The organism is Sphingomonas sp. Marseille-Q8236, assembly GCF_965112005.1.
The window spans coordinates 364,981-378,484 of sequence record NZ_CBCOPO010000001.1 but is presented as its reverse complement, the minus strand read 5'-3'; the positions used below and the strand labels follow the sequence as shown (position 1 = coordinate 378,484).

Genomic DNA, 13,504 nt, shown 5'->3' with positions numbered 1-13,504 from the left:
CGCATAACCGGGACGCGCGCAACTTCGTTCCGCTCGGGTAACGGCGACACTTGCGCGCCTGGCGTCCGAATATCCTTGAACCCCGCCCCCCGGAACGGCAAATGGACGGGCATGAAGCGCAAGACTGGCCAGGACCGTTCGATCACCAACCACTGGCGCCCCGCGACGCAGGCCGTTCGGGGCGGCACCGCGCGGTCCGAATATGGCGAAACCTCCGAGGCGATCTTCCTCACCTCGGGCTATTGCTATGACCGGGCGGGCGATGCCGCGGCGCGGTTCGCGGGCGAGCAGGAGGGGATGACCTATTCCCGCCTCCAGAACCCGACCGTCGAGATGCTCGAACAGCGCATCGCTTTGCTGGAGGGCGCCGAGGCGTGCCGGACCATGGCGTCGGGCATGGCGGCGATGACCGCGGTTCTGCTGTGTCAGTTGCAGGCGGGCGACCATCTGGTCGGCGGCCGCGCGGCGTTCGGGTCGTGCCGCTGGCTGACCGACACGCTGCTCCCCAAGTTCGGTATCGCGACCACCGTCGTCGATGCCCGCGATCCGCAGGCATTCCTCGACGCGGTCCGCCCCGAGACGAAGGTCTTCTTCTTCGAAACGCCCGCCAATCCGACGATGGACGTGGCGGACCTGGAGGCGATCTGCGCCATCGCGCGCGAGCGGGGGATCACCACGGTCGTCGACAATGCGTTTGCGACGCCCGCCCTCCAGCGGCCGATGGATTTCGGCGCGGACGTGACCGCCTATTCCGCCACGAAGATGATGGACGGGCAGGGCCGCGTGCTGGCAGGCGCGGTGTGCGGGACCGAGGATTTCATCACCAACACGCTGCTGCCCTTCACCCGCAACACCGGCCCGACCCTGTCGGCGTTCAACGCCTGGGTGGTGCTCAAGGGGCTGGAGACGCTGGACCTGCGCATCCATCGCCAGTCGGAATCGGCGCTGAAGGTCGCGCGGTTCCTGGAGGGACGCGTGCCGCGCGTCCTGTGCCCGGCGCTGCCCAGCCATCCGCAGCATGAGCTTGCCATGCGCCAGATGAAGGCGGGCGGCAGCATCTTCGCCATCGAACTCGATGGCGGTCGCGAACAGGCGCACGGCCTGCTCGACGCGCTGGAGTTGATCGACATCTCCAACAATATCGGCGACTCGCGCTCGCTGATGACCCATCCCGCTTCGACCACCCATGCGGGCGTCGCCGAGGACAAGCGGGTCGAGATGGGGATCGGCGAGGGGATGCTGCGCCTCAATATCGGGCTGGAGGATGCGGACGACCTGATCGACGATCTCGACCAGGCGCTGCGCGCCGTGGGTCTGTGAAGGCGCTCTTCCCCCACGCACTGACCAGCGGGCCGGTGACGGTCCGCGTGTCGGTCAGCTATCTGCCCGAACAGTCCGAGCCGCAGCGTGGGCGCTGGTTCTGGGCCTATCATGTCCGCATCGAGAATGGCGGGGACCAGCCCGTGCAGTTGCTGACCCGCCGCTGGATCATCACCGACGGACGCGGCGCGCGGCATTCGGTCGAGGGCGAAGGCGTGGTCGGCGAACAGCCGGTGATCCAGCCGGGCGCGTCTTACGACTATGTCTCGGGCTGTCCGCTGGCCACGACCAGTGGCGCGATGCAGGGCAGTTATCGGATGGTCGGCGCGGATGGCGTGACCTTCGACGCGGCCATCCCCCAGTTCGCGCTGGTCGCGCCGGCGGTGGAATCGTGAAGCGGACGCATCTGCCGCTCAACGGCCTGCGCGTGCTCGACGCGGCGGCCCGGCATCTGAGCTTCACGCGCGCTGCCGACGAACTGGCGGTGACCCCGGCGGCGGTGGGACAGCAGATCCGCGCGCTGGAGGACACGCTGGGCGTCGTGCTGTTCCGGCGGACCACGCGCGGGCTGGAACTGACGCCTGAGGCGGAAGCGGGGCTTGCACCGCTTCGCGCGGGCTTCCTGCAATTCGAGGATGCCGTGCGCGCCATGCAGGCGGGCCAGTCGTCCAAGTCGCTGACCATCGCCGCCCCGCGCGACGTGACTGAAAAATGGCTGATGCCGCGCCTGGCCGCCATCGCGGCGGCGGATCCGGACCTTCGCTTCTCGCTGATCGCGTCGGACGAGGGTCTGGACTTTACCGAGGCCAATCTCGATCTCGCCATTCGCTGGGGCGATGGCCCTGGCGGGCTGGAGGGCGAGGCGATCGAGTCGGACGGGATGATTCCCATTGGCCCGGCCGAGGCACCGCTGATCGCCTGGCCGGGCGCGCCCGAAGAGGGGGCGCCGCTGGTCCGCGTGACGGATGCAGGGCTGGCGATCGACGCGGTGGCGGCGGGGCTGGGACGCGCCATCGTCCCGCATCTGCTCGCCGAACGCGATCTGGCCGAGGGACGAGTCGTGGCGACCGGCGAGGCGGTGCCGTCGCGCATGGGCTATTGGCTGGTCGCGCCGTTGCCCCAATGGCGTCAGCAGAAGGTCAAGGCGCTGATCGAGGCGCTGGGCGGTTGAGACTCGCTACATCCATGCCACTACCCCGACGAAGGCCGGGGTTTAGCCGCGACGTAGGTAATGACGCACCAAGGCGTCGGGTTTGAAGCGAAGGCGGGCAATTGGCTTGCCTCTCATGCGTCGTCAGCCTGTAATTGCGAAGTCACCGCAAGCGGACCCCGGCCTTTGCCGAGGATTGCGCCATGGATAGCCCACACCCCATTTGTCTTGACTGTCGAATTGCGCTTTAATCGCGGCATCACGGGGGAAGGAAACAATGTCCGACTTGAATCGCGCCGAAATCGCTCGGTCGCAACTCATGTACGATGCCAGCCGCAAATCGGTGGGAGTCGCCTATCTCCTGCTCATTTTTCTAGGCGGCTTTGGGGCACACCGTTTTTACCTGGGCCGCACGGGGTCTGCGTTCGGCATGTTGTTGCTCAACTTCGTCGGTTGGCTGACGTTGCTGGCAGGTGTCGGTCTGGTCCTGCTCGGCTTTGCCTGGCTTTGGCTGTTCGTAGACCTGTTCCTGGTGCCCGGTATCGCGCGGCGTCATAACATGCGGCTCGCCAACGAACTGACCGGCGGTTACCCCGCAATGATATGAGACGCGTCATCCTCTCCATCACGGATGGGGAGGGGGAACGGCTCGGCGCCAGCCGAATAGTGGGGGCGGGTTCCCGCGCGGACGGTGACACCGCTCTGTCGGGGCTGCACCCTGCCACCTCCCCTTTTCAGGGGAGGAAAGCATGTCACGCTACCGGATCGGCGTCGAATGGCACCGGGAACTTCGTCGCGCAGAAGGCGCAGTCGACATAGATCAGGCCATCGGCATCCGCCATTTCACGCCGTTCCTCGACCGAGAATTTGGTGATGACGCTGGCGATATAGTCCGCCGAGCAACGGCACCCGCGCACGATGGCGGGGGCTTCCTGCACCCGGACATTCTGCTCCTCGTGGAATAGTCGCCAGACCAGAGTCTCCAGCGGCAGACCCGCGTCCGCCAGTTCCTCGACCTGCATCGTCTGGCCCAGAGCCTGGACATGCTCCCATTCGGGATGGTCGAGCTTGACGTGCAGCCGCTCGCGGCCCTCCTCGCCCTCGGGCAGATGCTGGAGGAACAGGCCGCCCGCGATGGTGCGACCGTCCGGCCCCTTGCTGATCCCGACGCGCAGCAGGCTGGGAATCTGCTCCGACTGGGTGAAATAGCTTTCCGCCGCCGCCGACAGCGTCTCGCCATCGATCGGCACGATGCCCTGATAGCGTTCGCCCGTGATCGCCAGGTCGAAGGTAATGGCCAGATAGCCCTGTCCGAACAGCGCGAAGAGCGTCGGTTCGGCGGGCAGCTCGGCCAGCTTGTCGGCGTCGAACTGGATATAGCCGCGCAACTCGCCGCCCCGATAGTCGCAGACCAGCAACTGGATCACGCCGCTGTCGCTGCGCGTCTGGATGGTCAGCTGCCCGCCGGTATCCTTCAACGTGGTGCCGATCAGCGCGGTCAGCGTCAGCGCCTCGGCCAGCAGCCGCTCGATCGCGGGGGGATAGGCATGGGCGGCGAGAATCTCGTCCAGCACCGGGCCGAGCCGTACCAGCCGGCCGCGCGCATGCTGCTCGGGGATGGTGAAACCGATCGCGCGGTCGAGTTCGGGCAGGGTGATGTCGGTCATGCTCGTGCCTTTACGCCCGAAACAGGATTCGAGCGATATGGTGCCGGTGGGGCGGGGGAAAGGAAAAGGCCGACGAAGCCGCCGGCCTTTCCATAAATAGGGTGTGGTGGGCGACGATCAACCGATCTGGCCGAAGCACCAGCGCAGCACCGATTTCTGCGCATGGAGCCGGTTTTCCGCCTCCGGCCAGATCAGCGACTGCGGACCGTCGATCACGTCCGACGTGACTTCCTCCTCGCGGTGGGCGGGGAGGCAGTGGAGGAACTTGGCGTCCGGCTTGGCCAACGTCATCAGCCCGGCATTGACCTGGAACGGCATCATCGCCGCCAGCTTTTCCTCGGCATGGGCCTGGCCCATCGAGATCCAGGTGTCGGTGACGACGATGTCCGCGCCCTCGACCGCCGCACGGGGATCGGTGGTGCAGGTGGCGCGACCCCGACCCAGTTCCAGCGTGCCGGGCTCCGGGTGATAGCCATCGGGGCAAGCCGCCACGACGTCGAAGCCGAGCAGCCCGCCCGCCTCGACGATCGAGTGCAGCACATTGTTGCCGTCGCCCAGCCACGCGACCTTCAGGCCGGACAGGGTCTTGCCCGCCTCAATCACGGTCAGCAGGTCGGCCATGATCTGGCACGGGTGCGACAGGTCGGTCAGCCCGTTGATGACCGGCACGCTGGCATAATGCGCCATTTCCTCGACCTTGGCATGGTCGTCGGTGCGGATCATGATCGCGTCGGTATAGCCCGACAGGATGCGCGCGGTGTCGGCGATCGTCTCGCCGCGACCCAGCTGCATCGTGCCGGCGTCGAGCACGATCGAGGTGCCGCCGAGCTGGCGGATCGCCATGTCGAAGCTGACGCGGGTGCGGGTCGAGTTCTTTTCGAACACCATGGCCAAGGTTTGGCCGGCGAGCGGGGCGTCGGCATCGACGCGGCCCTTGGTGAAACCGGCGCGGGCGGCCTTGCGGGCCTGGGCATCGGTCAGAATGGCGGTCACACCCTCGGGACCGGCGTCGGCGAGGTTCAGGAAGTGGCGGATCGTCATGGTCGGTACTCCGTCCCCCGGCGGTTTCCCGCCGCCGGGGTGGCAGGGATTAATCGTCGGCGGCGGGGACGTAGACGCGCGCGGCGTCCGACAGCTTCGTCGCAAACTCGGTGATATGGCTCTCGTCGATGGTGAGCGGCGGCAGGATGCGGATCACATTCTCGCCCGCCGCGACCAGCAGCAGCCCGTGATGGTCGCGGCAGTGCGCCACGAAGCGGCGGCTGTCGCTCTTCATCTTCAAGCCCTGCATCAGGCCGTGGCCGCGAACCTCTTCGAACAGATGATCGAAATTCGGGATCATCTGCTCCAGCGTCGAGCGCAGCCGCTGGCCCATCGCCTCGACATGGTCGAGGAAGCCCGGCTCCTGGATCACGTCCAGCACCGCTTCGCCCGCCGCCATGGACAGCGGGTTGCCGCCATAGGTCGAACCGTGGGTGCCAATCACCATGCCCTTGGCCGCTTCCTCGGTCGCCAGGCACGCGCCGAGCGGGAAGCCGCCGCCGATGCCCTTGGCCACCGCCATGATGTCCGGCGTCACGCCGTACAGTTCATGCGCGAAGAACTTGCCGGTGCGCCCATAACCGCACTGCACCTCGTCCAGCACCAACAGCAGGCCATGCTCGTCGCATGCCTTGCGCAGGCCCTGGAGGAACTCCATGCTGGCGGGGCGCAGGCCGCCTTCGCCCTGGATCGGCTCGACCAGGAAACCGGCGGTGTTGTCGTCGATCAGCGCCAGCGCCGCTTCCAGATCGTCGAACGGCGCATAGGCGAAGCCCGGCAGCAGCGGTTCGAACCCGTCGCGCATCTTGGGCTGGTTGGTCGCCGAGATCGCGCCCAGCGTCCGGCCATGGAACGCGTTGTTGAACGTGATCAGCGTATGACGCTGCGGATTGCCGTTGGCGAAGTGATAGCGGCGCGCGGTCTTGATCGCGCACTCGACCGCCTCGGCGCCCGAATTGGTGAAGAACACCGTGTCGGCAAAGGTCGAATCGACCAGCCGCTGCGCGAAATGCTCGCCCTGCGGGCTGCCGTACAGGTTCGACACATGCATCAGGGTGGCGGCCTGTTTGGCGATCGCGTCGACGAGTTTGGGATGGCCATGGCCCAGGGCATTCACCGCGATTCCGGCGGCAAAGTCCAGATACTGCTCGCCATTTTCGCCGTACAGATAGACGCCCTCGCCTCGGACCGGACGCACCCCGCACCGTGGGTAAACGGGCATCAGGGCGGTGATGGTCACGGGACGTCTCCTTCAAATAGCAAAGGGCGGCACAGGTGGCCGCCCTTTTCCTTCATACGAGTCATTGGCCGGTCCCGTCAACGCGCCGGCGTGCGCATCGTCCGGGCCGTCATTGCCGCGCGCCGACCGGTGTCACGGCGGCGGTCAGGTCCAATCTGCTGATCTGGCGCGCGGTGGACCGGACCATCATGCGCGACCCGGTGTCGTCGCCCAGCCTGGAGATGAAGGTATAACGCTCCAGCCGCAGCATGCCGTCCGAATTGGTCGGGTGGGGCAGCCGGGTATAACGACGCTCCGCGAGCGCCTTGGTCACCACGTCGATCCAGGCGGGGCGGGTCGAGGTAGTCAGGTTGACCGGCTCGATATCCTTCACATGGCCGTCCGGCATGACCCGGAAGCTGATGTCGACAAAGGCAGGGCCGGCGTCGACCGCCGTCGCGCCTTCCGACAGGTCGCGTGGCAGGATCGAAGGGGAATAGACGGCGACCTGCTGGTCGCCATCGGGCTCCATTTCGGCCAGCACCTTGTCGATCACCGCCGGGCGGTCGCTGTCCGACGCCAGCTGGATGGCGATGGTCCGCACGACGTTGCGATAGGGGCGCATGCCGGGTTCGGTGCGGTTCAGGACCTGATCGATCGATGCCTTGGCGCGTGGCCGCCATTCGGCATGATCGGCGGCGAGCGCGCTGGTGACGAGCGCGGTGCGGACCAGCGCCTGGCCGAGCACGTCGCTCAGCCCAGCCTTCTCGGCCGAGTGCGCGACCCATCCATAATGTTGAAGCGCGCCATAGGCCCGGCCTTCACGCGCCATGGCGTCGCCGACCTCCAGTCGCTGTTGATAGATGGCGGGTGTCCCGGCCGGGAGTCCGGCGCGCAGGGCATAGACCGCGTCGGATGCGTTGGTGATAGGGCTGGAGGGCAGTCCGTTCAGCCGGGTCAGGCGCCCGAGCGCCCGGTGCAGACCCGAAACCTCATGGGGTAGTTCGGCGGCGTATCGGGCATTGCGATAGCGTGATGCGGCTAGGGTCCCGTGGCTGCCGCGATAGTCGCCCGCGATGAACTGCAACTCGGCATAGGTCAGCGAGCGCTTTATGTCCTCCTTGGGCGGGCAATGATCGCGAAGGCAACTGTCCAGATCGGCCTGCGCCGCCTTTAGATTGTCGCCCGTGACGGTGATGGTCGAGCCCGTCTCGGTCGGCAGCGTGACGACATTCTCCACGGCGGGGCGCGAGAGATTCTGGGGCGGCGAAACCGGGGTTTGCGCTTGTATCAGCAATGGTAGCAGGATCATGAAGCCAGTCCCTTCCTTCCAAAAGCGCCGAGCGGTCCCGGCACTTGCCTAAACGCCGAATGGGAGGGCAATATTCTTCATGATCCTGTCATAAAGACAAGTAATCTATTATTTCCAAGGCGTTGAATCAGGCGTCGATCACCTCTTCGTCCAGCCTTGCCGCATTTTCCTGGATGAAGGCGAAGCGGTGCGCGGGGTTGTTGCCCATCAGCCGGTCGACCAGATCCTTCACGCCCGCCCGCTCTTCATATTCCTGGGGCAGGGTGATGCGGATCAGGCTGCGGGTCGCCGGATCCATGGTGGTTTCGCGCAACTGACCGGGATTCATCTCGCCCAGCCCCTTGAAGCGCGCGACATCGACCTTCTTGCCCTTGAACGCGGTGCGCTCCAGTTCGGCGCGGTGGGTGTCGTCACGGGCGTAGAGGGACTTGGCGCCGACCGTCAGGCGGTAGAGCGGCGGCTGCGCGAGATAGAGATGCCCGCGCCGGACGAGATCGGGCATTTCCTGGAAGAAGAAGGTCATCAGCAGCGTGGCGATATGCGCGCCGTCCACGTCTGCGTCGGTCATGATGACGATCTTTTCGTAGCGCAGCTGGGTCGGGTCGCAATCCTTGCGCGTGCCGCAGCCCATCGCCAGCGTAAGGTCAGCAATCTCCTGATTTTGCAGGATCTTGGCCGAGGTGGCGCTGGCGACGTTCAGGATCTTGCCGCGGATCGGCAGGATCGCCTGGGTCTTGCGATCGCGCGCCTGTTTCGCCGAGCCGCCCGCCGAGTCGCCCTCGACGATGAACAGCTCGGTTCCCTCCGGGCTGTCGGCGGCGCAATCGGTCAGCTTGCCGGGCAGGCGCAGCTTGCGCGCGCTGGTCGCGGTCTTGCGCTTGACCTCGCGCTCCGCCTTGCGGCGCAGACGCTCGTCCATCCTGTCGAGCACATAGCCGAGCAGCGCCTTGCCCCGGTCCATATTGGCCGAGAGATAATGGTCGAAATGATCGCGGATCGCCTTTTCCACCAGGCTCGCCGCCTCCGGGCTGGTGAGACGGTCCTTGGTCTGGCTCTGGAACTGCGGTTCGCGGATGAAGACAGACAGCATCAACTCGGAGCCGACCATGACGTCGTCGGCGGTGATGTCCTTGGCCTTTTTCTGGTTCACCAACTCGCCGAACGCCCGAAGGCCCCGGACCAGCGCCTGGCGAAGCCCCTGTTCATGCGTGCCGCCATCGGGGGTCGGGATGGTGTTGCAATACCAGCTATAGCTGCCGTCGCTCCATAGCGGCCAGGCGACCGCCCATTCGACACGGCCCTGCTCGGCCGGGAAATCCTGATTGCCCGAGAAGAAATCGGCGGTGGCGCATTCGCGGCCGCCAATCTGTTCCTTCAGATGGTCGGCCAGGCCGCCGGGGAATTGGAACACCGCATCGGCGGGCGTGTCGTCCGAGATCAATTCGGACGCGCAGTGCCAGCGGATTTCGACGCCCGCGAACAGATAGGCCTTGGACCGCACCAGCTTGTGCAGTCGCGCGGGCTTGAAGGCGAGTTCGGGCCCGAAAATCTCGGTATCCGGGGTGAAGGCGACGCTGGTCCCGCGCCGGTTGGGGGCTGCGCCGACCGTTTCCAGCGGGCCGAGGGTCTGCCCACGGGCAAAACGCTGGCGGTAGAGCACACGGTCGCGCGCGACCTCGACCACCGTGTCCGACGACAGCGCGTTGACCACCGACACGCCGACGCCGTGCAGACCGCCGCTGGTCGCATAGGCCTTGCCCGTGAACTTGCCGCCCGAGTGCAGCGTCGAGAGGATGACCTCCAGCGCCGATTTGTCGGGGAATTTGGGGTGCGGATCGACCGGGATGCCGCGCCCATTGTCGACGATGGTAAGGCGGTTGCCCGGCTCCAGCTTCACCTCGATTCGGGTGGCGTGACCGGCGACGGCCTCGTCCATCGCATTGTCGAGCACCTCGGCGGCCAGGTGATGCAGCGCGCGTTCGTCGGTGCCGCCGATATACATGCCCGGGCGGCGACGAACCGGCTCCAGCCCCTCCAGCACCTCGATCGAGGAGGCATCATAGGCAGGCTGGGGACGGGCTCCGCCCGCGAACAGATCATTGGACATAACGGGAACTATAGGCATTGCGGGGGCGTCGCGCCAGCTTTGGCGTAGGTCCCTTCAATTGCGACAAAAGTTTGCCGGGCGGCTAACATGGGATATTCCGGCCCGCCTGCCCGTTCCGCGAGCACCTATAAGCCAAGGGTACGGGAGTGATCATGACGAAATTCTGGATGGCGGGGGCGATGGCCTCGGTGCTTTTCGCCGCACCGGCGATGGCGCAGGACGGCAGCTATGCGGGCGGGGACGACGCGCCCTTTTCGGGCGTCTATGTCGGCGGCAGCTTCGGCTATGACGTGCAGGGCAACGACATCGGCTCGCGGATGCTGTTCGACCGCAATCTGGATGGCCGGTTCGGCGACGTCGTGACGACCGCGACGGGTGCCAATGCCTTTTCGCCGGGCTTCTGCAACGGCCGCGCGCGCAGCGTGCTGTCGCCCCAGAATGCCGCGACCGGTTGTGACAATGACAAGGACGGCATCGCCTATTATGGGCGCGTCGGTATCGACCATCAGGTCGGCAACATCGTCTATGGCGCGGTCGGCGAGTTCGGCAAGTCGGAGATCACCGACAGCGTGTCGGGCTTCTCGACCACGCCTGCCTGGTACACCTTCACCCGCAGCATCGACTGGGAAGCCTCGGTGCGGGGCCGTGCGGGCTATGCGGCGAACAATACGCTGTTCTACGGTACCTTCGGCGGTGGCTATGCGCGGATCAACCGCAGCTTCACCACCTCGAACGCGGCCAATGCCTTTGCGCTTAGCGGCGACCGCAACCAGTTCGGCTTTCTCGGCGGTGGCGGCATCGAGCAGAAGATCGGGCGCAACTTCTCGATCGGCATGGAATATATGTACCACCAGTATCGCGACGACGACACGCGGGTGCGCGTGACGCAAGGGTCGGCTCCCGCCACCAACCCGTTCGTGCTGGCGCCTAACACGACCGGCACCGACATCCGGCGCTCGGACGACAAGTTTCGTTGGCATTCGCTGCGCGCAACGGCGGCGTTCCGCTTCTAAACGATGGGCGTGCGCCCCGACTTCGTCCAGCGTGAACGGCGTGTTTGGCGTGATGCCAAGCTCCGTTCGGCCTGAGCGAAGTCGAGGGGCAGGGGCATCCGCCAACGAAAAAGCCCGCTGGTCATGACACCGGCGGGCTTTTTTCTATCGACCCCGAATCAGCGGACGCGCGGGCCGCCAAAGGGCAGCGGCGGCGGCGGGCGGCGGTCGCGACGGGGCAGCTGCGCCTGATAGGCATGGCCGCAATGCTCGACGCAATAGGGGAAGCCCGGATTCACCTTCTCGCCGCAAAAGTGGAAGTCCGGCTCGCCCGGATGACCCAGCGGCCATTTGCAGATACGGTCGTTCAGATCGAGCAGCGAGGTCTTGCCCGCCATTTCGGGGCTGGGCTTGGCCGGGACGAGTCGACGCGGCGGCGCGGGCGAGGGCGGGGGCTGCTGCTCGCCGGGGGACTGGCGCACGAAACCGCCCGGGCCGACCGAGCGCAGGATCGGTTGCTGCTCGCGTACCGGTTCGGGCGCGGGCTCGGCGGATACCTCCACCTCCGGCTCGGCGCGCACGGGTTCGGGCTCCGGTTCCGGCGCGGGAGGTGGCGGGGGCGGCGGCGCGGCCACAGGCGACTCGACCACGGGCGCGGCGGCCTCATTGGCCTTTACCGGCGACGGACGCGCCTGAAGCCCCAGGCGGTGCGCCTTGCCGATCACCGCGTTGCGGCTGACCCCGCCCAGTGCTTCGGCGATCTGGCTGGCGGTCTGACCCGCTTCCCACATCGTCCTGAGCGTATCGATCCGCTCATCGGTCCACGACATTCGAAACCTTTCCTCACTTCATCATCGCACCGACCAGTCATCGTACCGGCTTGCGGGCGGCCACGGCAACGGTTACGCGCTATGGCGATGAGCAGCCAGCCCCCAATCGGAGAAATTCCCTCGGCGGTGCGCGCCGCCCCCGGTGAGCCCGTAATCCGGAACATCAACTGGGGCGGCCTCAGAACCCTCTATATCAAGGAGGTGCGCCGGTTCTTCAAGGTGCAGCTCCAGACGATCTGGGCGCCATCGGTCACCACGCTCCTGTATCTCATCATTTTCACCACCGCGTTGGGTGGTCGGCACGCCGTGCCGGTGGCGGGCGCGCAGGTGCCGTTCGCCGATTTCATCGCGCCGGGCCTGATCGTGATGGGCATGATGAACAATGCCTTCGCCAATGCCAGCTTCTCGCTGCTGGTCGGTAAGATTCAGGGGACGATCGTCGATTATCTCATGCCGCCGCTCTCCACCGCCGAGTTGTTGGCGGCGCTGGTCGGCGGCGCGGTGACGCGCGCGGTGCTGGTCGGGCTGACCGTCTGGCTCGCGATGGCGATCTGGCCGGGCGTCCATGTGACGCCGCACGCCTTTTTCGCGGTGTTGTGGTTCGGGTTGCTGGGATCGATCTTCCTCGCGCTGCTGGGCGTGCTGACCTCGATCTGGGCGGAAAAGTTCGACCATGCCGCCGCCGTCACCAATTTCGTCGTCGTGCCGCTGTCGCTGCTGTCGGGCACCTTCTATTCGGTCGATGGCCTGGCCCCCGCCTTTCGCGCGATCAGCCACGCCAACCCGTTTTTCTACGTCATTTCGGGCTTCCGCTATGGCTTCCTCGGGCTGGCCGACTCGCCGGTGACGCTCGGCGGATTCATCGTGCTGGCGATCGATGCCGCGATGGCGGTGCTCTGCTACGTCCTGCTGCGTAAGGGCTGGAAGCTGAAGAATTAAGCCGGGGCCGCTTAACCCGATTTTCACCGACCTGGGTCTATGAAGGGGGCTCTGCAGTAGCGGAGACTCCCTCGTCCGGGTTTCAGCATGCCCGGTTCAAGCCCTTTTCGGGACCGCGACCCTGGGGCCGCCCATCGGGCTGGCTGGCCGTGGTCCCGACCTTTCTCCGAAGCGGTCGCCGTGCGTCGGGTTGCAAGACCGCGACAATCGGCGTAGCGATCCCACCCATCATGACATCTTCTGCTCCCATGGCGGTCGTGCTCGTTTCGGGCGGGCTGGACTCGATGATTTCCGCTGCTTCGGCCAAGGCCGCAGGCTATCGCATCCTCGCTTTGTCGGTGGACTATAACCAGCGCCATAAGGTCGAGCTTGCCGCCGCCGCGCGTGTCGCCGAGTCGTTGGGGGCCGAACGGCATATCGTCCTGCCGCTCGATCTGTCGGCATTCGGCGGATCGGCGCTGACCGCCGATATCGACGTGCCCAAGGACGGGGTGCAGCCGGGCATTCCGGTCACCTATGTCCCCGCGCGCAACACCATCTTCCTCAGCCTGGCGCTGGGCTGGGCCGAGGCGGCGGGCGCGCGCGACCTGTTCATCGGGGTCAATGCGCTCGACTATTCGGGCTATCCCGACTGCCGCCCCGAATTCATCGCCGGCTTCGAAGGGCTGGCGGAGATCGCGACCAAGGCCGGTGTCGAGGGCCAGCCGTTCAAGATCCATGCCCCGCTTCAGCATATGACCAAGGCGGACATCGTGCGCGAAGGCACGAGGCTGGGCGTCGATATGGGGCTGAGCTGGTCCTGCTACGACCCGACGCCCGAGGGACTGCATTGCGGCGAATGCGACAGCTGCCGCCTGCGCTCGCGCGGATTCGAGGAAGCGGGCATTCCCGATCCCACCGCTTACGCGGTCAAGCCGCAGGGCTGAC

At 66.2% G+C, this 13,504-nt stretch carries 13 protein-coding genes; 7 read left to right on the top strand and 6 right to left on the bottom strand.

The annotated features are described in order from the left end of the window. Positions 1-111 precede the first annotated feature (111 nt). From ACWPWT_RS01755 to ACWPWT_RS01740, 4 genes are all read left to right on the top strand, one after another. A complete protein-coding gene (locus tag ACWPWT_RS01755) occupies positions 112-1,320 on the top strand; it encodes a trans-sulfuration enzyme family protein (protein ID WP_454278312.1) in 1,209 nt (402 codons plus the stop codon). Beyond that, the gene (apaG, locus tag ACWPWT_RS01750; protein WP_261269947.1) at positions 1,317-1,715 is read left to right on the top strand and encodes a Co2+/Mg2+ efflux protein ApaG; all 399 of its coding nucleotides are present in this window, start codon (positions 1,317-1,319) and stop codon (positions 1,713-1,715) included. Before ACWPWT_RS01755 ends, apaG begins: the two co-directional genes overlap by 4 nt. Beyond that, positions 1,712-2,491: a LysR family transcriptional regulator gene (locus ACWPWT_RS01745; protein ID WP_454278311.1), complete on the top strand. Its 780-nt coding sequence runs from the start codon at positions 1,712-1,714 to the stop codon at positions 2,489-2,491. Before apaG ends, ACWPWT_RS01745 begins: the two co-directional genes overlap by 4 nt. 256 nt (positions 2,492-2,747) lie before the next feature. Further along, positions 2,748-3,077: a TM2 domain-containing protein gene (locus tag ACWPWT_RS01740; protein ID WP_454278310.1), complete on the top strand. Its 330-nt coding sequence runs from the start codon at positions 2,748-2,750 to the stop codon at positions 3,075-3,077. A gap of 145 nt (positions 3,078-3,222) precedes the next feature. On the opposite strand, the gene hslO is transcribed toward ACWPWT_RS01740, so the two are convergent. From hslO to parE, 5 genes are all read right to left on the bottom strand, one after another. Beyond that, positions 3,223-4,137, bottom strand: coding sequence for an Hsp33 family molecular chaperone HslO (hslO, locus tag ACWPWT_RS01735; RefSeq protein ID WP_454278309.1), 915 nt, complete (start codon positions 4,135-4,137; stop codon positions 3,223-3,225). Between the two features lie 117 nt (positions 4,138-4,254). After that, complete coding sequence (gene argF / locus ACWPWT_RS01730) at positions 4,255-5,178, bottom strand: ornithine carbamoyltransferase (RefSeq protein WP_454278308.1); 924 nt, start codon at positions 5,176-5,178, stop codon at positions 4,255-4,257. A 49-nt stretch (positions 5,179-5,227) separates the two neighbouring features. After that, a complete protein-coding gene (locus ACWPWT_RS01725) occupies positions 5,228-6,418 on the bottom strand; it encodes an acetylornithine transaminase (protein WP_454278307.1) in 1,191 nt (396 codons plus the stop codon). A 109-nt stretch (positions 6,419-6,527) separates the two neighbouring features. Then, positions 6,528-7,709 carry a hypothetical protein gene (locus ACWPWT_RS01720; RefSeq protein WP_454278306.1) on the bottom strand — a complete coding sequence of 394 codons (1,182 nt, stop codon included), beginning with the start codon at positions 7,707-7,709 and terminating at the stop codon, positions 6,528-6,530. Between the two features lie 127 nt (positions 7,710-7,836). Then, positions 7,837-9,816 carry a DNA topoisomerase IV subunit B gene (parE, locus tag ACWPWT_RS01715; protein ID WP_454278305.1) on the bottom strand — a complete coding sequence of 660 codons (1,980 nt, stop codon included), beginning with the start codon at positions 9,814-9,816 and terminating at the stop codon, positions 7,837-7,839. A gap of 152 nt (positions 9,817-9,968) precedes the next feature. Between parE and ACWPWT_RS01710 the strand changes: the two genes are divergently transcribed. Beyond that, positions 9,969-10,829: an outer membrane protein gene (locus ACWPWT_RS01710; RefSeq protein ID WP_454278304.1), complete on the top strand. Its 861-nt coding sequence runs from the start codon at positions 9,969-9,971 to the stop codon at positions 10,827-10,829. 158 nt (positions 10,830-10,987) lie between these two features. On the opposite strand, the gene ACWPWT_RS01705 is transcribed toward ACWPWT_RS01710, so the two are convergent. Continuing rightward, on the bottom strand, positions 10,988-11,638 hold the full coding sequence (locus tag ACWPWT_RS01705) for a GcrA family cell cycle regulator (protein WP_454278303.1): 651 nt from the start codon (positions 11,636-11,638) through the stop codon (positions 10,988-10,990). A gap of 87 nt (positions 11,639-11,725) precedes the next feature. Here ACWPWT_RS01705 and ACWPWT_RS01700 point away from each other — a divergent pair, with 87 nt between their 5' ends. Together ACWPWT_RS01700 and queC are read left to right on the top strand one after the other, a co-directional pair. Beyond that, on the top strand, positions 11,726-12,577 hold the full coding sequence (locus ACWPWT_RS01700) for an ABC transporter permease (protein ID WP_454278302.1): 852 nt from the start codon (positions 11,726-11,728) through the stop codon (positions 12,575-12,577). A 230-nt stretch (positions 12,578-12,807) separates the two neighbouring features. Beyond that, entirely contained in the window at positions 12,808-13,503 is a 696-nt protein-coding gene (queC, locus tag ACWPWT_RS01695; RefSeq protein ID WP_454278301.1) for a 7-cyano-7-deazaguanine synthase QueC, read from the top strand. Position 13,504 lies beyond the last annotated feature (1 nt).